This window comes from Caulobacter segnis, assembly GCF_019931575.1.
GTDB lineage: Bacteria > Pseudomonadota > Alphaproteobacteria > Caulobacterales > Caulobacteraceae > Caulobacter > Caulobacter segnis_C.
The window spans coordinates 3,760,346-3,784,331 of sequence record NZ_CP082923.1; the positions used below are offsets into that span (position 1 = coordinate 3,760,346).

Sequence of the window (23,986 nt, forward strand, 5' to 3'; positions counted from 1 at the left end):
AAACACGATCGGAGCCGATCCATGAAGTCCTTCCTGGCCGTCACGGCCTTCGCCCTCCTGGCGCTCTCGCCCCTCGCCGCCTCGGCCGCGCCCGACACCGATCCGGCCAAGATGCCGGCGGGCCGCTACGAGGTCGACAAGACCCACGCCAGCATCACCGGCCGGGTGCTGCATCAGGGCTATTCGTTCTTCACCTTCCGCTTCGCCCGGTTCGACGCGGCCTTCGACTACGACCCGGCCGCGCCCGACAAGAGCGCGCTGAAGGTCAGCATCGACACCACCTCGTTCGACAGCGGCTACGACAAGGCCGACGCCGAGTTCCCCAAGGAATTCCTGGGCGCCGACAAGTTTCCGGCCGCGACCTTCGTCTCCAACGGCCTGATCCGCCAGGGCGACAAGGGCGTGCTGAGCGGCGACCTGACGCTGAACGGCGTCACCAAGCCGATCAAGCTGGACGTCGTCTTCCACGGCTCCGGGGCCAGCGGCGGCGGCACGCGCGCGGGCTTCTCGGCCACGGGCGTGATCAAGCGCTCGGAGTTCGGCTCCACCCGCCTGCTCCCCATGATCGGCGACGACGTGGCCCTGACCATCGAGATCGAGTTCAAGAAGGCCGGCTGAACCGCCCCCTTCCTCCCCGAACTGAAAAGGGCCGCCGGATCGCTCCGGCGGCCCTTCTTTCTGGCGCGTGTCCGGCCCTATCTGCAGAACGGCTCCTGACCCGCGACCGACTTGATCGCGCCCACGACCATGGCCTGGAAGGCCTTGGCGCCGGCGAAGTCGGCGTCGCTTTGGGCGAAGACGCCCGGGTCGTGGCCCAGGGTCGTGAGCCAGGCCTTGCCGCCGTCGTAGTACTGGCACCAGGCGACCGGGTGGAACGTGCCGTGCCCCGGGCTCTTGCCCACGACGGACGGCGCCATCGGCGGGCGCGGCGGCTGGCCGGGACGCGGCGGCGGGAAGCCTTCGCCCTCGCCCGGCTTGGCGGTGTAGGACGTCTCGTCGACAGTCGCCAGGAAGCGCACCTTGGTCGGGAACGGCACCAGGTTGTACCACTCGTCCTTCATGGCGAAGCGCTTGGGCAGACCCTTGGTCGAGACGTCCTTGTCGTCGACGATCACCACGTCGGCCGTCTGCGCCGGCCCGTGGTCGTAGAAGTTGGCCCCGCCCAGCAGCCCCTCGTAGTAGGGCCAGTTGTAGAGGGTGCCGAAGGCGTTGTGGACGCCCACGAAGCCGCCACCGGCCCGCATGTACTGGCGCAGCGCGGTCTTGGCCCCGTCGTCCAGATTGTCGCGCGAGGTCGAGAAGAAGATCACCGCGTTGTAGCCGACCAGGCGCTGCATCTGGGTGACGTCCTCGGTGTAGTCGAGGTCGATGCCGTTCTCCTGGGCCAGGCGCAGCATGCCCTTCTGGACGACATTGTCGTCGCCCAGCGGCGGGTTCAGCCCCGCCCCCAGCGGCGCGCCCAGGTTGGCGTGACGCGGGCCGGCGGTGCGGGTGTAGAGCAGCACCTTCAGCTTGGCGGACTTGGCGCGCGGCCAGTCGTGGAAGCACTTGGGATCGGTCCCGCGGCAGACGCCGTAGTCCATGGCCCCGAGGTTGTCGTTGATCGCCCCGCCGGGATTGCCGGTCTGGGCCAGGGCCGGAGCGGCGATCGCGGTCGCCAGGCCGAGAGCCAGAAGAAGACGGTTCATGTCGGTCCTCACTTGGGCGCCCCTCATTGCGGCAAGGCGAACGCGGTGACCGCGTCGCTGGTCAGTGGGCTGTCCAGGAAGGTGCCGCCCGTCGAGACGATCAGGACGTACTGGCGACCCTCCTTGCCGACATAGGTCATCGGCGTGGCGTGGCCCGAGGCCTCCAGCTTGGTCGACCACAGCTCGGCGCCAGTCTTGGCGTCAAAGGCGCGGAAGCGGCTGTCATCGGTCGCGCCGATGAAGACGACACCGCCGGCGGTGACGATCGGCCCGCCCATGCTGGGGCGGCCGGTCTTCTGGATCGCCTCGGGCAGGCTGTCGGTGACGCCCAGGACGCTTTCCCAGGCGATGGTCCCCTTGTTGACGTCGACGGCCACCAGCTTGCCCCACGGCGGCTTCTGGCACGGCAGGCGACCGGTCGGCTGCCAGAAGCGGCCGAAGGGCTGGTTCATGCGGAAGGGCATGGGGCCGTCGGCGTTGGGGACCAGCGACTGCATCTGGCCCAGGTCGAAGGTGTTGACGATGAAGTAGCCGCTGGACGGGTCGAACGCCCCGCCGCCCCAGTTCACCCCGCCGATCGTGCCGGGGAAGTTCACCGTGGTGCGCCCCGCGCCGGTCGGCAGGTAGGGTCCGCCCAGGTTAATGTTGTTGCTGTCGACCAGGTTCTCGCAGAACGCCTTGTGCTCGGGCGTCAGGTCGGCCAGGTCCGCGCGGCTGGCGGTGATCCGCGACAGCGGCGGCGGCGCCGACGGGAACGGCTGGGTCGGCCAGGCTTCCTCGCCCGCCACGTCGCTCTTGGGGACGGGTTTTTCCTGGACGGGATAGACCGGCTTGCCCGTCACGCGGTCCAGGATGAACATCAGGCCGTTCTTGGAGACGATCCCGACGGCCGGGATGGTCTTGCCGTCCTTCTTGACGTCGAACAGGGTCGGCGGCGCCTCCAGGTCGAAGTCCCAGATGTCGTGGTGGACGACCTGATAGTGCCACAGGCGCTCGCCCGTCTTGGCGTTCAGGGCCACCACGCTGGTGCCGAACAGGTTCGCGCCCTTGCGGTCGCCGCCGAAGCGGTCCCAGGCCGGCGCGCCGAGCGGCACGTAGACGATGCCGCGCGCCTCATCGACGGTCATCAGGCCCCAGCCATTGACGCCCGAGCGCTGCTTGGCGCTGTCGCCAGCCCAGGTGTCCGCGCCGACTTCGCCCGCGCGCGGCACGGTGTGGAAGGTCCAGACCAGCTTGCCCGTCCGCGCGTCCCAGGCGCGGATGTCGCCGGCCGCGCCCAGGGTCGGCTGCTCCTGGGTGTTGGAGCCGGTGATGATCAGATCGCCCCAGACGATCGGCGGCGAGGTCATGCCCAGCGAACCCTGGGTGCCGTTCAGGATCTCGGGCGTACGCATGTCGACGATCCCGGCCTCGCCGAAGCCCTCGGCCGGCTTGCCGGTCTTGGCGTCCAGCGCGACCAGCTTGGCGTCGCGCGTGCCGAACACGATGCGCGGCGGCGTCTTGCCGTCGCCGGGCCAGTATTCGACGCCGCGCACCGAGGGCACGCCGGGCGTGGTCATGTCGTAGGTCCAGACCGCCTCGCCCGTCTCGGGTCGCAGGGCCACGATCTTGCGGTAGGGCGTGGGCAGGTAGATCAGGCCGTCGACCATCAGCGGCGTGGCCTCGGACGGGCCGAAGCGGCTGCGGGGACGACGGGGCGCGACGCCCTCGGCCTGGGCCTGGGCGCGTTCGGCGCTCGAGGGCGCGGGCGGAGCCCCCCCGGCCATGGCGGCCGCGCCCGGAGGCGGCGGCCCGCCCGGTCCCGATTCGATCGGCGCGGCGTCCGCCGGCCGCATGCGGAACGTCCATGCCGGCGTCAGCTTCGCGACGTTGGCCGGAGTGATCAGCTTGGCTCCGGAATAGCGCGCGCCCGAATGGTCGCCGCCATAGGTCGGCCAATCCAGCTGGCCGGGCCTGGTCTGGGCGCTGGCGTCGGCCGCCACCAGGGACACGCCGCCCAGAAGGGCCAACAGCAACCTCTTCATCCGGAACTCCTTGCGAGCCCGGCGATCGCCCCTCGGGACCGACGCCGACGCCCTCTGCTTCCACCCATGCCGGACGCGTCTTGGCGCGTCGTCGAGCCGTCGCATTTAGGAGGAGCGCGCGAGCTCCGGCAACCCATTTTGTACGAACCAGTGCGTGCTTAATGCGCCTCGGTGAGGATTCCTTTTCCGGCCCTGGCGTTCATTCGGGCCCCGATCGAACAATTCCGCGCGGAAAAGCTTGACGTTCGCGGGGCTTAGACCCGATGAACAGGCTCAGTGTCCGGTGAAGAAACAAGAACCCCGATGAAGAAGCCAGCGGTCAAGAAACGTCCCCGCACGCGCACGAACGACCCGGATCGTACGCAGCAGGACATTATCGCTGTCGCCACCGAGGAGTTCTCCGAGCACGGCTTGAGCGGCGCGCGCGTGGACAACATCGCCGAGCGCACCCGCACCAGCAAGCGGATGATCTACTACTACTTCAAGAGCAAGGAGGGCCTCTATCTCGAGGTCCTGACCAACTACTACAAGACCCTGCGCAACGCCGAGCGCAACCTGAACCTCGACGACCTGCCGCCGCTGGAAGCCCTGACCAAGCTGGTCCACTTCACGGTCGACTTCCACAACGCCCACGCCGACGACGTCCGCCTGGTCATCGCCGAGAACATGCAGCGCGGCCGCTTCATCAAGACCCTGCCGTCGTTGGAGCCGATCAACTCGGTGGTCATCAACGCCGTGCGCCGGATCTGCGAGCGCGGCGCGGCCGCCGGCGTCATGCGCGATGGCATCGACCCGATCGACCTCTACATGTCGATCGCCGCGCTGAGCTTCTTCAACATCTCCAACCGCTACACCTTCTCCATCATCTTCAACCACGACATGGAGTCGGCCGAGGCGCTGGAGAAGCGGAAGGCCTCGATCACCGACACCATCCTGCGCTCGGTCGGCCGCTAGCCCCCACGCGCGCGTACCTGTCACGGACGTAACTTGACCTGATCGCATAATGTACTAACTGGTTCTTATAACGATCGTCCAGACAGGACGACATCGGGGAAGGACCATGATCGACGCGTCGACCGCCATCCGCTCATCGCCGCCGGACCGCGCCTGGCGGCCGGCCTGGAATGAGCGTCGGGCGCGGCCCGTGATCCTGCTGGTGGGCGACGACGCCCTCCCCTGCGCCGACCGTAGTCAGGCCTTGCGCGGATTGGCCTTCCAGGTGGTGGATGTCCCGAACACGGCCGCCGCCCAGGTCCATCCGCTGAAGGCGGACCTGTTCATCGTCGAGGGCCTGGAGCAGTACCGCGCGCACCAGCGCTTCTACGACCGCCGGCGGCTGTCCGGAGAAGCCCGCGCGATCCTGATCGACCACGGAGACGACCTGGCCTCGCGCATCGCCGCGCTGGAGGCCGGCGCCGACGACGTCGTGCGCCACGACTGCACGGTCCGCGAGCTGTGGGCCCGGATCAAGTGCGTGCTCGGGGCCCACCGCCCCCATCGGGGTCCGGCCCGCCACGAGGGCGGCGTCTTCCAGATCGTCGGGCTGGGCCGCTTCCACGCCGGCGAGATGGCGCTGCACGCGCCCGGCGCGGAGCCGCTGCACCTGGGCCGGGTCGAGACCGCCGTGCTGCAGCGCCTGTGCCTGTGGTCGCCCGCCCAGGTCTCGCGCGAGGAGATCCTGGACAGCCTGCCCCCGGACCTGGGCGAGACCATCTTCGACCGGGCCCTGGACCGCTGCGTCAGCCGCCTGCGGCGGCGCCTGGCGTCGATCGGCGGCGCGGGCCTGATCGAGACGTGCCGTGGTTCCGGATACAAACTCAGCGCCCCTGTCCGACGCATCCATGGGTGACGGCGCGGGCGCGGCCGGCCTCCAGCCTCGGACCCTGGTCCTGATCGGCCTGACCGGCGCGGGCAAATCGACGCTGGGCCGACGCCTGGCCAGGCAGCTGGCCCTACCCTTCGTCGACTCCGATCACGAGATCGAGGCGGCCGCCCGCATGTCGATAGACGACCTCTTCGTGACCTATGGCGAGGCGGCCTTCCGGCAGGGCGAGGCCCGGGTGCTGGCGCGGCTGGTGGACGGCCGACCCAAGGTGCTGGCGGCCGGCGGCGGTGCGGTCCTCTCGGCCGAGACGCGCGCCCTGCTGGCGGCGCGAGCCTTCACTGTCTGGGTGCGCATGGATGTCGAGGCGATCGTCGAACGCCTGGGCTCCAGGCGCGCGCGGCCCGTGCTGGCGGGCGACGACATGGCGAGCGCCCTGCGAAGACTGGCCGCCGAGCGCGAGCCGCTCTACGCCCGCGCCGACCTGACCTTCGACGTCGACAAGGTCGAGAGCCCGGCGGCCGAACTCGCCGCCCAACTCCGCGCCCGCCTGCCCTGGCTCCGCTCGGGAAACTTGGGCGCATAAAAGAACGGCCCGGGCGTCGCCCGAGCCGCTGGAGTGATGGGCGGTCGAGGAGCCCGACCGCGCCTAGGGCCTACCGAGATGGAAGGTCAGTACTTGGCCCGGAACCCGACCGAGACCAGACGGCCGATCGGGTTACCCGAGAACGTGTCGTAGCCGTTGGCGTTGTTGTAGAAGGTCGGATCCTTGTCGAAGAGGTTGGCCACGTCGGCGAACAGCTGCGTGCCGTCCAGCCAACCGTCGCTCTTGATGTCGTAGGCCACGTGCAGGTCGATCGTAGTGGCGGCCTTGACCTTGTCGCCGCCGCCCGTCGGCAGGCCCGCGGCGTTGCGGGTCAGCGGCGTCTGCGTCGTCGAGCTCCAGTTGCGGTACGAACCGGTGTAGTTGGCGAAGATGTCGGCCGACCAGTTGTCGAGCGACCAGCTGATGTTGGCGCGGGCCTGGGTCTTGATCGACGGGAAGGTCGTGTTGAAGCCCGTCGTGTTCAGAACCGAGAAGACGCCGCCGCTGCCGATCCGCTGGTCGAACTTGGTCTTCAGCGACAGCGACCCGCCGATGTTGAACGCGCCAAAGTCCGTGTCGAACTTGTAGCCGCCATCGATGTCGACGCCGGCGATGTTCAGGTTCAGCACGTTGCGCTGACGGAAGTCGTAGATGAAGTAGACCGTCGAGGGCAGCGCGCTGGTCAGCGGCAGGGTCCCGGCCGCCGCGGCGATCTGGGCCGGCGTTGCGCCGGTCGGATAGATGATCAGCAGCGAGTTCAGGTCGGGCGAGTTCACCGCCAGCGACGGGGTCGGCGCGGTGATGCCGCCCGTCAGCTTCGAGGCCCAGTAGGTCACCGAAAGGCGCGCCCCCGGCAGGAAGCCGGGATTGAGGTCGAGACCGACCGCCCAGGTCTTGCCGTGCTGCGGCTGCAGCTGGTCGTTGCCGCCGCTCAGCTGGATGCCGGTGATGGTGGTGCCGATGGCGCAGGTCGTCGCGGTCGACGAGCAGCCGGGCAGCGACGCCGCCCCCGGGAACGCCGAGATCGGCACGTTCACCGTGCCCTGACCGAAGGCGCCGTAGCCGGACTCGCCGGTGATGCCGTTGCCCGAGCCGATGCTGGTGAAGGCCGGGGCCACGAACGACTTGGCCCAGTTGGCGCGGATCTTCACGCCGTCGACCATCTTCCAGTTGATGGCGACCTTGGGGTTCTTGGTCGAGCCGAAGTCGCTGTAGTTGTCGTAGCGACCCGACAGGTTCAGATCCAGGGCCTGGACGAGCGGCAGGGCGTTGCCGTCGCCAATGACCGGCACCAGCAGTTCGACGAAGCCCGACTTGACCGTGCGGCCGTAGTTCAGATTGACCGTCGCCGAGCCGGTCGAGGCCGGGCCGATGTTGGTCGGACGCGTCAGGTCCTGCTTGAGGCCGTAGTGGCTGTACTCGGCGCCGAACGCGATCCGCACGTCGCCGCCCGGCAGGGCGAACAGCGAGCCGTCGATCTTGGCGCGCGCGTTCTCCATGGTCTGGTTGGCGATCTGGGTGGTCGTGGAGTCCTTCAGGGCCGCGAGCACCGCCGGCGAGGTCAGGTTGGCCGAGCCGGTGTGCCAGACGTCCAAGGCGTTGGCCGTGGTCAGCGGGTTGTTCAGCACGATCAGCGACGTGCCCGGGATCGAGGCGGTCGTCGTGCTGCCGCTGCCGTTGGTGGTGCCGTTCAGGGCCAGGTTGGCGCAGCTGCCGCAGACGACGCCGACCCGCTGCTCGCGGCTCTCGTCGTTGCCGGCGGTGCCGGCCACGGTCAGGATGAAGTTGTCGTTCAGCTTGTACTGGGCCTGGGCGTTGACGAAGAAGCTGGTGGCCCCGGAGTCGGCGTAGGCGCCCGGGCCCAGCAGGTCGTTGGCGTCCCAGCGGATGGTCTGCGAGGTGGCCGCCGAGCCCGTCGGATTGACGTAGAACGGGTTGATCTGGCCGCCCTTGCCGCTGCCCGGCCCGTAGACCGTGGCGGTCACGGTGCCGCGCGACAGGGCCGCGAAGTTCTTGCGCTTGGAATAGACGACGTCGGCGCCGACGGTCAGGCGCTCGCCGAAGTCCTGGCTGACCTTGGCGATCACGCTATGGCGACGCTCGGACGGCAGCAGGTCGGCCACGCCCGAATAGTCGCAGAAGGCGTTGGCGGCGGCGTTGGCCACGCCCGCGCCGGTATAGGGCGCGGCGTAGATCAGCGAGCCGCCGGCCGGCTGCACCGAGGCCGTGCCGCAGGCGAAGGAGGCCAGGTTGGTGCCGCCTTGCGCGCGGTGATCGGCCTTGGTGAAGTCACGGTCGCCGGCGCGCAGGTTCGAACGGTCCGAATATCCGTACGAGAACAGGGCTGAGCCGCCGTCCCAGCGCTTACCCCACAGCAGCGAGGCGCTGTAGGTGTTGTAGTGGTCGGCGACGCCGGCCTGGGCCGAGGCCTCGAAGCCGTCGAAGTTGCGGCGGGTGATGAAGTTGATGACGCCGGCCACGGCGTCCGAGCCGTAGACCGACGAGGCGCCGTCGGCCAGGACCTCGACACGCTCGATGGCGCCCGGAGCGATGATGTTCGGGTCGGCCAGGGCGTGGTTGATGCCCGTCAGCGGGATACGGTGGCCGTCGATCAGGATCAGGGTCGAGTTGCTGGCGCTGGCCCCCAGGCCGTGGATGGTCGGGGCGTTGGTGCCCGAATTGTCGGCGCTGCCGAAGCTGCCCTGGCCGGCCGAGCCGGCGCCGACGACCGACGGAACGGTCTTGAGGATCTGCTGGACGGTGGTGGCCGAGGTCTTCTCGATCTCGCCCCGACCGACCGCGACCAGCGCCGAACCCACCGGCGCGGCCCCACGGATGCTGGTGCCGGTGACCACGACTTCCTCGACCACCGAGGTGTCGTCGGCCTTCGATTTATCCTGAGCGACGGCGGCGCTGGCCAGGCCGGCGGCGACGATCAGAGACATGGCGGAAACGCCGATCACGCGGCGTGCTTGTGGCGCAAGCATGTTTCACTCCCCTTAGTTTTTTGTTGCGCCGACGATTATGTACTATCTGGTCCGTGTCAAGCGTTCCAGAACGTCGAAATGCGAATGATGACTTTTGCACTCTCCGTGTGAAATTACGTTATATTCTATTGTTTTTAATGAGTAATTTTAATCGTACACATCGCATATTAACGCCCTTCAGGAGGGTGAAAATCGCGGTCGAAACATCGCAAAACCAACCGCTTGGGCGACTAGAATCGAGCCATAGACGAACGATTCCATTCATCGTTCGTCCGCCCTCCACGAGTCTGGTGAAACTTCAGCGCCTGAGGACCGCCACGGCGGCCCGGATCGCCACCGCATAGCTGTCGGCCCCGAAACCCGCGACGACGCCGGTCGCCGCCAGCGAGACGTAGGTGTGATGCCGGAAGCTCTCGCGCTGAGCGGGGTTGGACAGGTGGCACTCGACGATCGGCCCCGGCACGTTCTTCAGCGCGTCCAGCAGCGCCACCGAGGTGTGGCCATAGCCCGCCGGATTGATGACCAGGGCGCTGGCGGCGGTGCGCGCCTCCTGCACCCATTCGATCAGCTCGCCCTCGTGGTTGGTCTGGCGAAACACCAGATCGTAGCCCAGTTCCCCAGCCAGGGCGCGGCAGCTGGCTTCGATGTCGGCCAAGGTGGTCGAGCCGTAGATGTGCGGCTCGCGCACGCCCAGCAGGTTCAGATTCGGGCCGTTCAGCACGAAGATCGGCAAGCTCATTCCATCATCTCCAGGTTCGCGGCAAAGGCGACCGCCATGAGCCTCGAGCCGGGAGCAAATTGACGGCCGAGGACGATTGTTCTAACCGGTACATAAATGTACGAACTCGGGAGTTAGCCGAGTCCGAGCCGGCATGGAGGATCACCAGGATGAGTGTCAAGCTGTCGCTGGCGCACCTAACGACCCTGGACACGTCCCCGCCGGACCTGATCACCCTGGCCGCCGAGGCCGGATACGACTTCGCCAGTCTGAGGCTGCGGGAGGTGACGCCAGGCGACGCCTTTCCGATCGTCGGCGACGCCGCGATGATGCGCGAGACCAAGGCCCGGATCGCGGCCACCGGCGTCGGTGTGCTGGACGTCGAGCTGATCCGCATGACGCCCGAGGCCCAGCCGGAAGACTTCATCCCGATGCTGGACGCCGCCGCCGAGCTGGGCGCGCGCCACGTCCTGACCCAGGCCCACGATCCCGAATGGCCGCGCCTGCGTGACCACTATGTCGCCATCTGCGACCTGGCCGGCGAGCGCGGCCTGACCGCCGACATCGAGTTCCTGACCTGGACCAAGATGCCGACCCTGAAGGACGCAGCCTTCCTGGCCATGGCCTCCGAGCGCGCCAATGCCGGGGTGATGGTCGACAGCCTGCATTTCAGCCGCTCGAATTGCGACCCCGGCGAGATCGCCGCCCTGCCCCCTCGTCTTTTCCACTACATGCAGTTGGCCGACGCCCCCGCGCCTGCGCCGCGCACGGTAGAGGGTCTGATCCACACCGCGCGCGCGGCGCGGCTGATGCCGGGTGAAGGCGCGCTGGACCTGACGACCATCCTGCTGGCCCTGCCGCCGGAGACGCCGATCTCGGTCGAGATCCCCAACGCCGAACTGGCCGCGCGCATGCCGGACCTGCAACGGGTGCGGGCCGCGCTGGACGCCACGAAAAGCTTGCTGCGTTCGATCGGACGAACTAGTTCGTAATTTGCGACGCGGAATTTATCGGCCTCGCCAAACTTTCCCGGTTACAAAAGAACGGAACAGTGCGTACATTTTGACTCAACGATCGCGCCAGGGCCCGCTCAGACGGTCCGGACGCATCATGGGACGGAAAGCGCGACAGGAAGACGAGAGCGAATGTTGGACGACGCGACCCAGACGTACGGTCTCTATATCGACGGCGCCGAGGTGGGACCCAGCTCGGGCCAGTTCTTCCCGACCGAGGATCCCTACACCGGCAAGGTCTGGGGTCAGATCGCCCGCGGCGGAGCCGAGGATGTCGCCCAGGCCGTCGCCGCCGCCAAGCGCGCCCTATCCGGCGAGTGGTCGAAGATCTCGCCCAGCGCGCGCGGCAAGCTGATGCGCAGACTGGCCGACCTGCTGATCGCCAGGGCCGACCGCATCGCCGAGATCGAGCGCCGCGACAACGGCAAGCTGGCCGCCGAGGTGGTGGCCCAGGTCCGCTATGTCGGCGACTACTTCCACTACTACGCGGGGCTGGCCGACAAGATCGAGAGCCACGTCATCCCGACCGACAAGGCCGGGGTGTTCGCCTACACCAAGTACGAGCCCAAGGGCGTGATCGGCATCATCACCCCCTGGAACTCTCCCCTCACCCTGACCAGCTGGAAGCTGGCGCCGGCCCTGGCTGCCGGCTGCACCACGGTGATCAAGCCGTCGGAATTCACCTCGGCCTCGATGATCGAGTTCGCCGCCTTGTTCGCGGAAGCCGGCTTCCCGCCAGGCGTGGTCAATGTCGTCACGGGCTTCGGCCCCGAGGTCGGCGCGCCGCTGGTCGAGCACCCTGACGTCGCCCATATCGGCTTCACCGGCGGCGAGATCGCCGGCCAGAAGATCTACGAGCTGGCCGCCAAGGGCCTGAAGACCGTCACCCTGGAGCTGGGCGGCAAGTCGCCCAACATCGTCTTCGACGACGCCGACCTGGACCAGGCGGTCAAGGGCGTGGTCTCGGGCATCTTCGCGGCCACAGGCCAGAGCTGCCAGGCCGGCTCGCGCCTGCTGCTGCAGGAGTCGATCCACGACGCCTTCCTAGAGAAGCTGATCGCCTTTGTCTCGACCGCCAAGCTGGGCGATCCGGCCAGCCTGGAGACCCAGATCGGCCCGGTGGCCACCAAGCCCCAGTTCGACAAGATCATGGGCTATATCGATATCGCCAAGGGCGAAGGCGCGCGCTGCGTGCTGGGCGGCAAGGCGCGTCCGGACCTGGGCCCCCAGTTCGTCGAGCCGACCATCTTCGTCGACGTCCGCAACGACATGCGCATCGCCCAGGAGGAGGTCTTCGGACCCGTCCTGTCGGTGATCAAATTCAAGGACGAGGACGAGGCCATCGCCATCGGCAACGACGTGGCCTACGGCCTGGCCGGCGCGGTTTGGACCAAGGACCTCAAGCGCGCCATGCTGGTCACCGACAAGCTCAAGGCCGGCACGGTCTGGGTCAACAACTACCGCGCCACCAGCTTCACCTCGCCGTTCGGCGGCTTCAAGCGTTCGGGCATTGGCCGCGAGTCGGGGATCAACGCGGTCCACGACTATCTGGAAACCAAGTGCGTCTGGATCTCGTCGGATCTGGAAGTGCCCAACCCCTTCATCCGCCGATGAGCGCGCTTCTCGCCGGTGTTCGCGTCCTGGATCTGACGAACGTCCTGGCCGGGCCGTTCTGCGCCTATCAGCTGGCCCTGCTGGGCGCGGACGTGACCAAGGTCGAGACGCCCGGCTCGGGCGACCTGGCCCGCCAGTTGGGCGCCGACGCGACGCTGAGCGCGGCCAATATGGGCGCCTCGTTCCTGGCCCAGAACGCCGGCAAACGCTCGCTGACGCTGAATCTCAAACCCGAGGCCGGCAAGGCGATCTTCCGCCGCCTGGTCGAAACCGCCGACGTGCTGGTCGAGAACTTCCGCCCCGGTGTCATGGACCGCCTGGGCCTGGGCTACGAGAGCCTGAAGGCGATCAATCCGCGCCTCGTCTACTGCGCCGTGTCGGGCTTCGGCCAAGACGGCCCGATGCGCGCCGCGCCGGCCTATGACCAGATCGTCCAGGGCCTGTCGGGGGTTATGAGCATCACCGGCGACGCCGAAAGCGCGCCGCTGCGGGTGGGCTATCCGGTGGCCGACAGCATCGGCGGGATCACCGCCGCCTTCGCCATCGCCAGCGCCCTGGTCGGCCGCGAGCGGACGGGCGTCGGGGCCTTTCTCGACGTCTCGATGCTGGAGTCGACCATCGCCACCATGGGCTGGGTGGTCTCGAACTACCTGATCGCCGGCCAGACCCCGACGCCGATCGGCAACGACAACTTCACCGCCGCCCCGTCCGGCGCCTTCCGCACGGCCGAGGGCCTGCTGAACATCGCCGCCAACAAGCAGGAGCAGTTCGTGGCCCTGTGCGACGCGATCGGCCTGCCACAGCTCGCCACCGACGCCCGCTTCGTCAAGCGCGAGGACCGCAAGCGTCGCCGCGCCGAGCTGACCGACGCGCTGGAGGTCGCCCTGACCACCAAGTCGGCCGCCGACTGGGAGCCGATCCTGAACAAGGTCGGGGTGCCCGCCGGGCGCGTGCTGAGCCTGCCCGAGGCCCTGGACCTGCCCCAGGTGCGCCAGCGCGGCCTGGTCCAGAGCTTCGAAGAAACCCAGGGTCTCGACCGTCCGCTGTCGGTGACGCGCGGCGGCTTCAAGGTCGACGGCCAGGACCCCCGCGCGGCCTGCCCGCCTCCGGCCCTGGGCCAGCACAGCGACGCGATCCTTCAGGCCGCCGGCTATGGCGTGGACGAGATCGCCGCTTTCCGAGAACAAGGGATCATCTGATGGCCAAGACGCCCGAGCAGATCGTCGACGCCGCCAAGGCCTGGTGGTCGACCGACATCATCGACATCCATCCCGGCCAGATCACGGTTCGCGGCTACGAGATCCAGGACCTGATCGGCCAGGTCACCTTCCCGCAGATGATCTGGCTGATGGTGCGCGGCGACCTGCCCTCGCCGGAGCAGGCCAGGCTGCTGGACGCGGCCCTGGTGGCCTCGGTCGACCACGGCCCGCACGCCCCCTCGATCGCCATCGCCCGCATGGCCGCCAGTTGCGGCGCCGAGCTGAACAACGCCATGGGCTCGGCCATCAACGTGCTGGGCGACGTCCACGGCGGCGCCGGCCAGCAGTGCATGGAGCTGTTCGCCTGGATCAAGGACGCCCAGGACGCCGGCGCGCCTCTCGAAGAGGCCGTCGAGACGGGCCTGGCCCGCTACGCCGACGCCCACGGCCCGATCGTCGGCGGCTACGGCCATCGCTGGCACCCGGTCGACCCGCGCTCGGCCCCGCTGATGCGCGAGGTCGAGGCCGCCGCCGCCAGCGGCGCGGTCAAGGGCGACTACGTGGCGATCGGCTGGGCCGTGGAACGCGTCCTCACCGCCCGCAAGGGCAAGCCCATCCCGATGAACATCGACGGGGCCACGGCGGTGATCTTCTCCGAGCTCGGCTTCCCGCCGCCGATGGGCCGGGGGCTCTTCATCCTGTCCCGCTCGGTCGGGATCCTGGCCCACGCCTGGGAGCAGACCCAGCAGGGCCAGCGGATCAAGGGTCCGATGCCCAAGGACATCCCCTTCACCTACACCGGCCCGCAAGGCCGCACCCTCACCCGATGACCCTGAAATCGCCCGCCGGACCGACCGGCGGACCTGGAGCCCCGCGATGAAAAAGCTGATCTCGCATCAACTCGTGAAGTACCTGGAGGATCGCGGCGTCGAGCACCTCTTCGGGCTGTGCGGCCACACCAACATCGCCGTCCTGAACGCTCTGGAAGGCAGCAGGATCAAGTTCGTCAACGTTCGTCACGAGCAGATCGCCTCGCACGCCGCCGACGGCTACGCGCGGGTCAAGCGTCAGACGGCCGTGGTGCTGAGCCATCTCGGCCCCGGCCTGACCAACGCCGCCACGGGCGTGGCCAACGCCGCCCTGGACTCGATCCCGATGGTGGTGATCGCCGGCGACGTGCCCAGCCACTATTACGGCAAGCATCCGCACCAGGAGGTCAATCTCCACGCCGACGCGGCCCAGTACGAGATCTATCGCCCGTTCGTGAAGCGCGCCTGGCGGGTCGATCGCCCCGACCTTTTCCCCGAGATCCTGGAGAAGGCCTTCCAGCTGGCCGCCAGCGGCCGCCCGGGTCCGGTGCTGGTCTCGGTGCCGATGGACATCTTCTCGATGGAGATCGACGTCGCCCTGTTCGAGCGGCTGAAGGCCCACACAAAAGTCCTGCAGAAGCCCTCGATCGACGAAGAGACCGCCGACCGCATCGTCCTGACCCTGACGGGCGCCGAGCGCCCGCTGGTCTATGTCGGCGGCGGCGTGAACCTGGCCGACGCGGCCCCCGAGCTGGCCGCGTTCGTCGACCACCTGAGCCTGCCGGTCGCCCACTCGCTGATGGGCAAGGGAACCCTGCCCGATGACCACGACCTGACCCTGGGCATGACCGGCTTCTGGGGTACGCGTTTCACCAACGACACCTGCCTGGCCGCCGACTACATCCTGGGCCTGGGCACCAGCTTCAAGGAAGCCGACTGCAGCTCCTGGGAGTCGGGCTACACCTTCAACTTCCCCGGCGCAAAGCTGATCCATGTCGACATCGACCCGGACGAGATCGGCCGCAACTATCCCGCCGAGATCGGCGTGGTCGCCGACCTGAAGAATGCGCTGAAGGTGCTGAACCGGGCGGCCCGGCGTCTCTATCCGGAAGGCCGAAAGAACGACGCCCTGCGCGCCGACATCGCCGCCAATCGCGCCGCCTTCCTGCGCGACAACGCCGAGGCCTGCGCCAGCGACCAGTTCCCGATGCGCCCCGAGCGCATCCTGGCCGAGGTCCGCGAACTGCTGCCGCGCAACGCGGTGATCACCACCGACGTGGGCTGGAACAAGAACGGCGTGGGCCAGCAGTTCCCGATCTACGAGCCAGGCTCGGTGCTGACCCCGGGCGGCTTCGCCACCATGGGCTTCGGCGCCCCGGCGGCCCTGGGCGCCAAGCTGGCCGATCCTAGCCGCGTGGTGGTCTCGCTGGTCGGCGATGGCGGCTTCGGCCAGAACCCGGCGGTGCTGGCCACGGCGTTCGAGGAGGACATCCCGGTCATCTGGGTGGTGATGAACAACTTCGCCTTCGGCACCATCGCCGGCCTGCAGAAGGCCCACTTCGGCACGACCCTTGGCACGGTGTTCGAGAAGAACGGCGCGCCCTACTCGCCCGACTACGCGGCCATCGCCCGCGCCTACGGCGTCGACGGGATCAAGATCACCAAGGCCGACGAGTTCAAGCCGGCTCTGGACGCGGCCATCAAGGCGAACCGCCCCTGCGTGATCGACGTCCAGATGGTCAATGTCCCCACCCCGACCACCGGTCACTGGAACATCATGGACATCTACTCGCCCGGGAAGCACGTGCACCACGTCGCCACCTGAGCCGGGAGGGCGCCGGAGCTCCACCTCCGGCGCCTTTACCCCCTAAACAGTTCGTATAGGGTCGGATCGGTCGCGTCGCCGTTCCGGCCCAAAACGTTTTTGCAAGAAGACCGCTGGAGGATCCCGTGCTCCGTTCGATCGCCACCCTGTCGCTCAGCGGATCCCTGCAGGAAAAGCTCCAGGCCGCCGCCGCGGCCAAGTACGACATGGTCGAGCTGTGCGAGAACGACGTCCTGTTCAGCGAGGACACGCCGCGCGACATCCGCCGCCAGGCCGAGGACCTGGGCCTGAAGATCGCCGCCTTCCAGCCATTCCGCGAGTTCGAGGCGATGCCCGACGAGGCCTTCGTCCGCAGCCTGGAGCGGGCCGAGCGCAAGTTCGACCTGATGGCCGAGCTGGGCGCGCCGCTGCTGCTGGTCTGTTCGAACGTCTCGACGGCGGCGATCGACGACGACGTCCTGGCCGCCGCCCAGCTGCGCGAACTGGCCGACCGCGCCGCGCGGCGGGGCCTCAAGATCGGCTACCAGGCCCTGGCCTGGGGTCACCACGTGCGGACCGTCTCGCGCGCCGGCCAGATCGTGGCCAAGGCGGCGCACTCGCACCTGGGCCAGGTGCTCAACAGCTTCCACACCCTGGCGATCAACGACGACCTGGCGACCATCGCCGCCGTGCCCGCCGAGCGGATCTTCTGGGTGCAACTGGCCGACGCCCCGCGCCTGGGCATGGAGCTGCGCGCCTGGAGCCGCCACTTCCGCTGCTTCCCCGGACAGGGCGACCTGGACGTCGCCGGCTTCCTGACCGCCGCGCTGGAGGCCGGCTATACGGGCCCCGTCTCGCTGGAGATCTTCAACGACGAGTTCCAGGCCTCGCCGCCGCGCCAGATCGCCCATGACGGCATGCGCTCGCTGATCTGGCTGGAGGAGCGCGTGCGCCAGCGCCTGGCCGAGCATCCCGAGGCTCCGCGCCCCGAGGTCGCCCTGGTCGACCCGCCCAAAGCCCCGAGGGTCTCGGGGATGGCCTTCATCGAGTTCGCGGTCGGCGGCATGGGGGCCGGTCCCTTGGCCGATCAGCTGAAGGCCCTGGGCTTCAGCCCCTGGGGCTGCCATCGCACCAAGGCCGTGACACTGTGGCGGCAGGGCCCGGTGATGATCGCCGTCAACGCCGAGCCGGAGTCGTTCGCCCACTCGTTCTACCTGCTGCACGGCCCGTCGGTCTGCGCGGTGGGCCTGAAGTTCGACGACGCGCATCGGTTCCTGGCCCGCGCCGAAGCCTTCGGCTGCGCGCGTCACGAGGGCCGCACCGGCGCCGAGGAGCGACCGATGCCGGCCATCCGCCGACCCGACGGCAGCCTGCTCTACGCCGTGCCCGACGACTTCGACCCGTCCGACGAGTTCATCCCCGAGGCCGACTTCGCCGATCTCGCGGTAATCAGCGGCGTGGATCATATCGGCGAGGCGGTCTCGGCGCGGCAGATGGACAGCTGGCAGCTGTTCTATCGCGCAGTGCTGGGCCTGGAGCCGGCCGAGTCCTGGGACCTGCCCGACCCCTACGGCCTGGTGCGCAGCCGGGCCATGGCCAACGCCGAGCGCAGCGTGCGCTTCCCCTTGAGCTTCTCCGACAGCGCCCGGACCAGCGTGGCGCGGTCGCTGACCACCTTCGTCGGCGCGGGGGTCAACCAGATCGCCTTCGCCACCAACGACATCTTCGCCGCCACGGCGGCCCTGACCCAGAAAGGCGCGCGGTTCCTGGCCATTCCCAGCAACTATTACGACGACCTGGCCGCGCGCTTCGGCCTCACGGACGACCTCGTCGACCGGCTGGCGCGGAACGGCATCCTCTACGACCGCGACGAGCAGGGCGGCGAGTTTTTGCACGTCTATACCGAGCTGTTCGACGGCCGGTTCTTCTTCGAGCTGGTCGAGCGGCGCGGCGGCTACGACCAGTACGGCGCGCCCAACGCGGCGGTGCGGATGGCCGCCCAGACCCGCGCCGCGCCAGCCGCCGCCCTGTACTAGGCGGTCAGCAGCCGCTTGAAGCTGGCGATCATCCGTTCGGGATCCGGCGTCAGGCCGGTAATCAGCCGGAAGGCCTCGACCGCCTGGAAGACGGCCATGCCGCCGCCGTCGACCACCGCGCAGCCCCTGGTCCTGGCGGCCGCCAGCAGCGCCGTCTCCAGCGGGAAATAGACGACGTCGGCCACCCACAGCGACGGACGCAGATACTCCAGCGGCAGCGGCGCACCGGGATACTTGGCCATGCCCACCGGCGTGCAGTTGACCAGGCCGTCGGCATTGGCGACCGCCGTGGCCAGGTCGTGGCCGACCACCACCTCGGCCGCCGGGAACAGCGCCGCCATCCGCGCGACCAGGTCGGCGGCCTTGGCCGCGTCGTTGTCGAAGATCGCCAGCCGCGCGGCGCCGCGCTTGAGCAGGGCGTAGGCCACCGCCGAACCGGCCCCGCCCGCCCCCAGCTGGACCACCGCGCCCAGCGGCGCGTCCGGCAGGGTCCGGCGCAGCCCTTCGGCGAAGCCCGACCAGTCGGTGTTGTGGCCGACCCGCAAGCCGTCGCGCAGCACCACCGTGTTGACCGCCCCCAGCGCCTGCGCGTCCGGGTCCAGGCGATCCAGCAGCGGCATCACCGCCTGCTTGTAGGGGTGGGTGATGTTGAGCCCCGAAAACCCCTCCCCCTGAGCCCAGTCCAGCAGGTCCGCCAGCGGCTCCGGCCGGCGATCGGTGTCGATCAGGTCATAGCGGTACGCATGGCCCTGCGCCGCGCCCTCGGCCTCGTGCATGGCCGGCGTCAGCGAGGCCTGGATCCCCGAGCCGATCAGGCCCGCCCGAAACTGCGTCATCGCGCATCCACCCCATTTTTTCCGTCCGGCGGGCCAATGCCAAGCCGAACGGTTGAACTAGATAGTTCATTGAGTCATCTTCGCTCCGCAAGCAAGAACATAAACGGAGGGAACCCATGAAGACCCATAATGGCGGCGCACGTCTGGCCGCCCTGGTCCTGTCGCTCACCGGCCTGTCGCTCGCGGCCGCCCCGGCCGCCGCCGGCCCGATGACCCGCATCGAGACCGATCCGGTGACCACCGCCGCCGGCCAGGTGGCCGGCACGCGCCTGGCCTCGGGCGTGAAGGCCTATCTGGGCGTCCCCTACGCCAAGCCGCCGACCCAGGACCTGCGCTGGAAACCGCCGCAGCCGATCCGCTGGGACGGCGTCTGGAACGCCGACCGCAAGGGCGCCGAATGCATCCAGGTGCTGCGCCCCCACGACATCAACCACTACTTCGGCGAGGAGGCGACCAGCGAGGACTGCCTCTACATGAACGTCTGGACGCCGGCCGGGGCCAAGCCGGGCGACAAGCTGCCGGTGGTGGTCTTCATCTATGGCGGCGGCGGCACGATCGGCTCGTCGGGCATGGCCAACTATGACGGCGAGGCCATGGCCAGGCGGGGAGCGATCTTCGTCAACTTCAACTACCGCGTCGGCCTCCTGGGCTACCTGGCCCATCCCGCCCTCTCGGCCGAGCAGGGCGGCCACTCGGGCAACTACGGCTATCTGGATCAGAACGCGGCCCTGAAGTGGATCCGCGATAACATCGCCGCCTTCGGCGGGGACGCGGACAAGGTGGCGCTGAGCGGCCAGTCGTTCGGGGCCGGCTCGGTCGCCGCCCAGATCTTCAGCCCGCTGTCCAAGGGCCTGTTCCGCGGCGCCATGCTGTCGAGCGCTTGCAACTACACCGGCGACATCGCCCCGCTGTCGGCCGGCGAGCAGGTCGGGCTGGAGCTGCAGAAGCGCCTGGGCGCGGCCGACCTGGCGGCCATGCGCAACGTTCCCGCCGACAAGATCCTGGCCCAGCAGACCGAGAACCAGGTCGGGGCCAGCGTTCAGGGCATCCGCGCCCCGGCGGTGATCGACGGCTATTTCTTCACCGCCCAGAAGGCCCAGGTCCTGGCCGACCGCCTGGGCAGCGACGTGCCGATCATCGCCAGCTCGAATGGCGACGACATCGACGCCGGCCGCAGTCCGCTGGTCGCCGCCAGGACCGTCGCAGCCTTCCAGGAGGCGGCCCGCAAGATGTACGGCGCCGACGCCGAGGCCTTCCTGAAGCTCTATCCGGTCAAGTCCGACGCCGAGGTTCCGGCCGTCGCCCACCAGGCCGCGACCGAGGCCGGCTTCCTGCAGAGCTCGCGCACCTGCGCCCAGCAGCAGGCCAAATTCAATCGCTCGGCGACCTATGTCGACCTCTTCACGCGCAAGCATCCGTACGCGTCGGGGGTCACCTTCGCCGACCAGAACCCGGCCACGGTCGGGGCCTATCACACGGCCGACGTCCCTTACTGGCTCGACACCCTGGACAAGTACAACAGCCTGCGCCCGACCCGGGTCTGGACCGACTATGACCGCAAGCTGACCGACCAGATGTCGGGGGCCCTGATCGCCCTGGCGGCCACGGGCTCGCCCTCGACGCCGGCCATGGCCTGGCCGGCCTGGACCGAGAAGGAGCCGAAGTACCTGCGCTTCGGCGACGCCGTCACGGTCGACACCATGGCCGCCAAGCGCATGGACTGGCTGGCGGCCCACCCGGCGGCGGGGGTCGGCCTGCCGGCGCCCAGCGCCCGCCCGCGCGACTGAGGGCCTAAGGTCCGGCGGCCAGGCCGCCGGACCATCCGCCCCGCGCTCTCTACTTGCTCGCCAGCTGGCAACTGAAGCTGGCCGCCTCGTCCGTCGAGCCCTTGCCGTCCCATTGCGCCACCTTGGGATAGGCGCAAAGCGGCCGGGTCCGCAGGGTCTTGGCGGGCATGCCCAGCAGGTCGGCATAGTCGTTGTCGGTCTTGGACGCGATCACCGTATCCGGCGCCTTACCGCCCTCGACCCAGGCGTCCAGCGTCGCCAGCATGTCGAAACTGTTGGGACCCGGCCCGCCGAAGCAGTGCGACATACCCGGAACCATGAACAGGCGCGAGAAGGCGTCGGCCGACTTGACGCCCATCCTGGCCCGAACCGCGTCGTAGTACTGGATCGTCGCCAGCGGCGTGATCGCCGCGTCCGACCAGCCGTGGAACAGGATCAGCTTGCCGCCCCGCGCCTTGAAGGCCGAGAGGTCGGGATTGTCCGAGGCCACGGTCGGGGCGATCGCCCTGGCGGCCTTGAGGTCCTTGTCCAGGTTCATCTGGGCCAGCTGCCAGCCGGTGTTCGAATAGACGAAATTGGCGAAGAACGAGCGGGCGAACGACGGGTGCTGGGCCTTCTCGCCGCTGATCCACAGCGGCCAGGCGCCGGGCGTGGCCTCGCCACCGGCGGGATAGCCGGGCAGGATCGACTGGCCCTTGGCGTCGCGAGGACCTTGGTAGAGCTTGCGCAGGCCCGCGACCTGGGCCGGGGTCAGGCAGTCCTTCGCCTGGCCGTCCTTGCACTGAACCACGACGGGGTCGAAGCGGCAGCGGCGCGGATCCTCGATCACGCCGTCGGCGACGCCGTCCAGTTTGTCGCACTGGGCCAGGGCCGCCTTCTGGACGACCGGCAGCAACGCGTCGGGGATGCGGCTCTCGGGAACCTCGTGCACGGCCTTCCACGACCAGGCGAAGCTACCCATCAGCCGCGTCCAGGCGTTGGCCGGGGCGCCGGCCACGACGCCGTCGAAGTCGCCGGGATAGCGCTGGACCTCCATCAGCGCCTCGCGGCCGCCGTCAGAGCAGCCGGTGAAGTAGGCGCGGCGCGGGCCCTTGCCGTAGTGGGCGGCGATCAGGGCCTTGGCGAAGACCGCGGTCTCGTGGTTGGCGCGATGGCCCCAGTCGGCGATCTTCTCGGGCTGGTTCAGCGCCCACTCGGCCGAGCCGCCGGCCCCGTCCTCGGTATGGCCCATGTCGGTCCCGGCGACGGCGTAGCCGGCCTTGACCGCCGGGCGCATGGCCAGGCGCGGTCCGCCTAGCGCGCCGCCGTAGCCGCCATTGCCGGTGGCCATGAACTTGCCGTTCCAGGCCGCCTCGGCCGGCAGCCAGACCTCGACCTTGATCGACGAGGCGGGGGTCGGCGACAGGGTGGCGTTGACCCGGCAATAGGCGGCCGAGGCCGGCAGCGGCGGGATGCCGAAGACCTCGATCTCCTGCGGCGCGCCCAAGGCCATCGCCTTGACGGCGGTGATCTTGGCGCCGGCGATCTGGACCTTGGCCAGGTCGTCGCAGGGCGTGGCGGCGTGGGCCTGGCCCGCCAGGGCCAGGGCGCCCGTGAGGGCCAGCGGAGCGGCCAGATAAGCGGCGCGGGTCATTGGATCACCGTTTCTTGCAGCGACAGCTTGGTGGGAGCGACCGGCGCGTCGGCCGAGCGGGCGGCGATCTCGGCCACCATCTGCTCGTGCGAGGCGCGGGTGATGGGATAGAGGGCGATCAGGCCTGCCGAGGCCAGACCCCCGACCAGCGGGATCCAGAACATCATCGCCTTGATGCCTGCCAGGGTCTCGGGGCTCTGCGTCGCGTTGGGCGCGTAGCCGACGTGGGTCAGGGCGATCCCCAGGAACCCCGCGCCCAGGCCCAGCGCCGCCTTCTGGCCCAGCACGACCAGGCCGAAGACCAGGGACTCGGTGCGCACGCCGGTGCGCCATTCGCCGTACTCGACGGTGTCGGGCAGCATGCCCCAGAAGCAGACGACGTAGGACGCCAGGCCCATGGCCTGCAGCGCCACGGCGGCGAACAACAGGACCACGCCCTGGCCGTCGGCCAGGTGCCAGAGGACCAGGCCCGCCAGGCCCGGGACCGCGCCGATCAGCCAGGCCGCGCGCTTGCCCGCCAGGCGGACCACGACCGCGAAGGCCGGCACGCAGATCGCCGCCGTCAGGGCGCCGATGGCCAGGGCCGCGCTGCCCAGCTTGGCGTCGCCGACCACGTACTTGAAATAGTAGAGCAGGTTCTTGGAGAACATCGTGCCCGAGAAGGCGCTCAGCACCACCGCCCCCAGCACCAGCATAAGGGCGCGGTTGGCGGCCAGGCTGCGCAGCACGTCGCGCAGCGGGCGCGGCGGCGGAGCCTCTTCCTCGGCGACGTCCAGCCCACGCGCGGCCCAGGCCACGGCCAACAGGCAGAAGGCGGCGATCACGCCATAGACGGCGGCCAGGATCAGCCAGCCCCGGCGAGGCGCCTCTTGTGTCGACAGGGCCTGGGCGACGGGCAGGGTCAGGGCCGCCACGGCGATCGCCGCCAGCGTACCGAACACCATCCGCACGCCGGCCATGTCGCCGCGCTGGGTGCTGTCGCGGGTGATGCGAGCGAACAGCGCCGCATAGGGAATCGAGACCACCGCGTAGAGCGTACGGAACAGCAGGTGGGTGATCGCGGCGAACACCACCGCCCCGCCCGCCGGCCAGACCGGCCCGGCGAACACCGCCACGAAGCCCAGCGCCAGCGGCGCTCCCCCCAAGAGCAGATAAGGCCGATAGCGGCCCATGCGGGTGCGGGTGCGGTCGACCACCACACCCAGCACCGGATCCAGGGCCGCGTCCCAGATCAGGGCCGCCATGTAGATGAAGCCGGCGGTCGCCGCCGGCAGGTCCAGCACGTCCGTATAGAAGAACAGCAGGTAGAGCCCGGCCGTCTGCCAATACAGGTTGAAGCCGAAATCCCCGACCCCGATCGCCGCCTTCCGGACAGCCGTCAGCCGGGGCGCGTCGCCCCCCACCGCACCTAAAGCCACGCTTGGCATTCC

At 69.1% G+C, this 23,986-nt stretch carries 18 protein-coding genes; 11 read left to right on the forward strand and 7 right to left on the reverse strand.

All coding sequences use genetic code 11. The annotated features are described in order from the left end of the window. Nucleotides 1-21: 21 nt before the first annotated feature. Nucleotides 22-618, forward strand: a complete 597-nt coding sequence (locus tag K8940_RS17295; protein WP_223391310.1) for a YceI family protein — start codon at nt 22-24, stop codon at nt 616-618. A gap of 77 nt (nt 619-695) precedes the next feature. Here the strand turns inward: K8940_RS17295 and K8940_RS17300 are convergent, their stop codons facing one another. Further along, on the reverse strand, nt 696-1,688 hold the full coding sequence (locus K8940_RS17300; RefSeq protein WP_223391311.1) for a ThuA domain-containing protein: 993 nt from the start codon (nt 1,686-1,688) through the stop codon (nt 696-698). Nucleotides 1,689-1,711: 23 nt separating this feature from the next. Further along, nucleotides 1,712-3,712, reverse strand: a complete 2,001-nt coding sequence (locus K8940_RS17305) for a pyrroloquinoline quinone-dependent dehydrogenase (RefSeq protein ID WP_223391312.1) — start codon at nt 3,710-3,712, stop codon at nt 1,712-1,714. Between the two features lie 303 nt (nt 3,713-4,015). Between K8940_RS17305 and K8940_RS17310 the strand changes: the two genes are divergently transcribed. The 3 genes from K8940_RS17310 (at nt 4,016) to K8940_RS17320 (ending at nt 6,120) form a co-directional block, all read left to right on the forward strand. After that, nucleotides 4,016-4,666 carry a TetR/AcrR family transcriptional regulator gene (locus tag K8940_RS17310; RefSeq protein WP_223391313.1) on the forward strand — a complete coding sequence of 217 codons (651 nt, stop codon included), beginning with the start codon at nt 4,016-4,018 and terminating at the stop codon, nt 4,664-4,666. 106 nt (nt 4,667-4,772) lie between these two features. Next, nucleotides 4,773-5,561 (forward strand): winged helix-turn-helix domain-containing protein, encoded by a 789-nt coding sequence (locus tag K8940_RS17315; protein WP_223391314.1) that lies wholly within the window; start codon nt 4,773-4,775, stop codon nt 5,559-5,561. Continuing rightward, nucleotides 5,554-6,120 (forward strand): shikimate kinase, encoded by a 567-nt coding sequence (locus K8940_RS17320; RefSeq protein ID WP_223391315.1) that lies wholly within the window; start codon nt 5,554-5,556, stop codon nt 6,118-6,120. Before K8940_RS17315 ends, K8940_RS17320 begins: the two co-directional genes overlap by 8 nt. A gap of 86 nt (nt 6,121-6,206) precedes the next feature. Here K8940_RS17320 and K8940_RS17325 read toward each other — a convergent pair whose 3' ends face one another. Together K8940_RS17325 and K8940_RS17330 are read right to left on the reverse strand one after the other, a co-directional pair. Beyond that, nucleotides 6,207-9,065 (reverse strand): TonB-dependent receptor domain-containing protein, encoded by a 2,859-nt coding sequence (locus tag K8940_RS17325; protein WP_223391316.1) that lies wholly within the window; start codon nt 9,063-9,065, stop codon nt 6,207-6,209. 340 nt (nt 9,066-9,405) lie between these two features. Then, nucleotides 9,406-9,846 (reverse strand): type II 3-dehydroquinate dehydratase, encoded by a 441-nt coding sequence (locus K8940_RS17330; RefSeq protein WP_223391317.1) that lies wholly within the window; start codon nt 9,844-9,846, stop codon nt 9,406-9,408. Nucleotides 9,847-9,995: 149 nt separating this feature from the next. Here K8940_RS17330 and K8940_RS17335 point away from each other — a divergent pair, with 149 nt between their 5' ends. The 6 genes from K8940_RS17335 (at nt 9,996) to K8940_RS17360 (ending at nt 18,300) form a co-directional block, all read left to right on the forward strand. After that, complete coding sequence (locus tag K8940_RS17335; protein ID WP_223391318.1) at nt 9,996-10,817, forward strand: sugar phosphate isomerase/epimerase family protein; 822 nt, start codon at nt 9,996-9,998, stop codon at nt 10,815-10,817. Between the two features lie 153 nt (nt 10,818-10,970). Then, the gene (locus tag K8940_RS17340) at nt 10,971-12,452 is read left to right on the forward strand and encodes an aldehyde dehydrogenase (protein ID WP_223391319.1); all 1,482 of its coding nucleotides are present in this window, start codon (nt 10,971-10,973) and stop codon (nt 12,450-12,452) included. Beyond that, nucleotides 12,449-13,651, forward strand: a complete 1,203-nt coding sequence (locus tag K8940_RS17345) for a CaiB/BaiF CoA transferase family protein (protein ID WP_223391320.1) — start codon at nt 12,449-12,451, stop codon at nt 13,649-13,651. The genes K8940_RS17340 and K8940_RS17345 overlap by 4 nt, the downstream gene beginning before the upstream one ends. Beyond that, the gene (locus tag K8940_RS17350) at nt 13,651-14,481 is read left to right on the forward strand and encodes a citryl-CoA lyase (protein ID WP_223391321.1); all 831 of its coding nucleotides are present in this window, start codon (nt 13,651-13,653) and stop codon (nt 14,479-14,481) included. The genes K8940_RS17345 and K8940_RS17350 overlap by 1 nt, the downstream gene beginning before the upstream one ends. Before the next feature lie 46 nt (nt 14,482-14,527). Then, nucleotides 14,528-16,285: a thiamine pyrophosphate-binding protein gene (locus K8940_RS17355; protein ID WP_223391322.1), complete on the forward strand. Its 1,758-nt coding sequence runs from the start codon at nt 14,528-14,530 to the stop codon at nt 16,283-16,285. A gap of 125 nt (nt 16,286-16,410) precedes the next feature. Then, nucleotides 16,411-18,300, forward strand: a complete 1,890-nt coding sequence (locus tag K8940_RS17360; RefSeq protein ID WP_223391323.1) for a bifunctional sugar phosphate isomerase/epimerase/4-hydroxyphenylpyruvate dioxygenase family protein — start codon at nt 16,411-16,413, stop codon at nt 18,298-18,300. Here K8940_RS17360 and K8940_RS17365 read toward each other — a convergent pair. After that, entirely contained in the window at nt 18,297-19,136 is an 840-nt protein-coding gene (locus tag K8940_RS17365; protein WP_223391324.1) for a shikimate dehydrogenase, read from the reverse strand. The genes K8940_RS17360 and K8940_RS17365 overlap by 4 nt on opposite strands. 116 nt (nt 19,137-19,252) lie before the next feature. Between K8940_RS17365 and K8940_RS17370 the strand changes: the two genes are divergently transcribed. Further along, nucleotides 19,253-20,923, forward strand: coding sequence for a carboxylesterase/lipase family protein (locus K8940_RS17370; protein WP_223391325.1), 1,671 nt, complete (start codon nt 19,253-19,255; stop codon nt 20,921-20,923). 49 nt (nt 20,924-20,972) lie between these two features. Here the strand turns inward: K8940_RS17370 and K8940_RS17375 are convergent, their stop codons facing one another. Next, nucleotides 20,973-22,556, reverse strand: a complete 1,584-nt coding sequence (locus K8940_RS17375) for a tannase/feruloyl esterase family alpha/beta hydrolase (RefSeq protein WP_223391326.1) — start codon at nt 22,554-22,556, stop codon at nt 20,973-20,975. Continuing rightward, a complete protein-coding gene (locus K8940_RS17380) occupies nt 22,553-23,983 on the reverse strand; it encodes an MFS transporter (RefSeq protein ID WP_223391327.1) in 1,431 nt (476 codons plus the stop codon). Before K8940_RS17380 ends, K8940_RS17375 begins: the two co-directional genes overlap by 4 nt. Nucleotides 23,984-23,986: the final 3 nt, after the last annotated feature.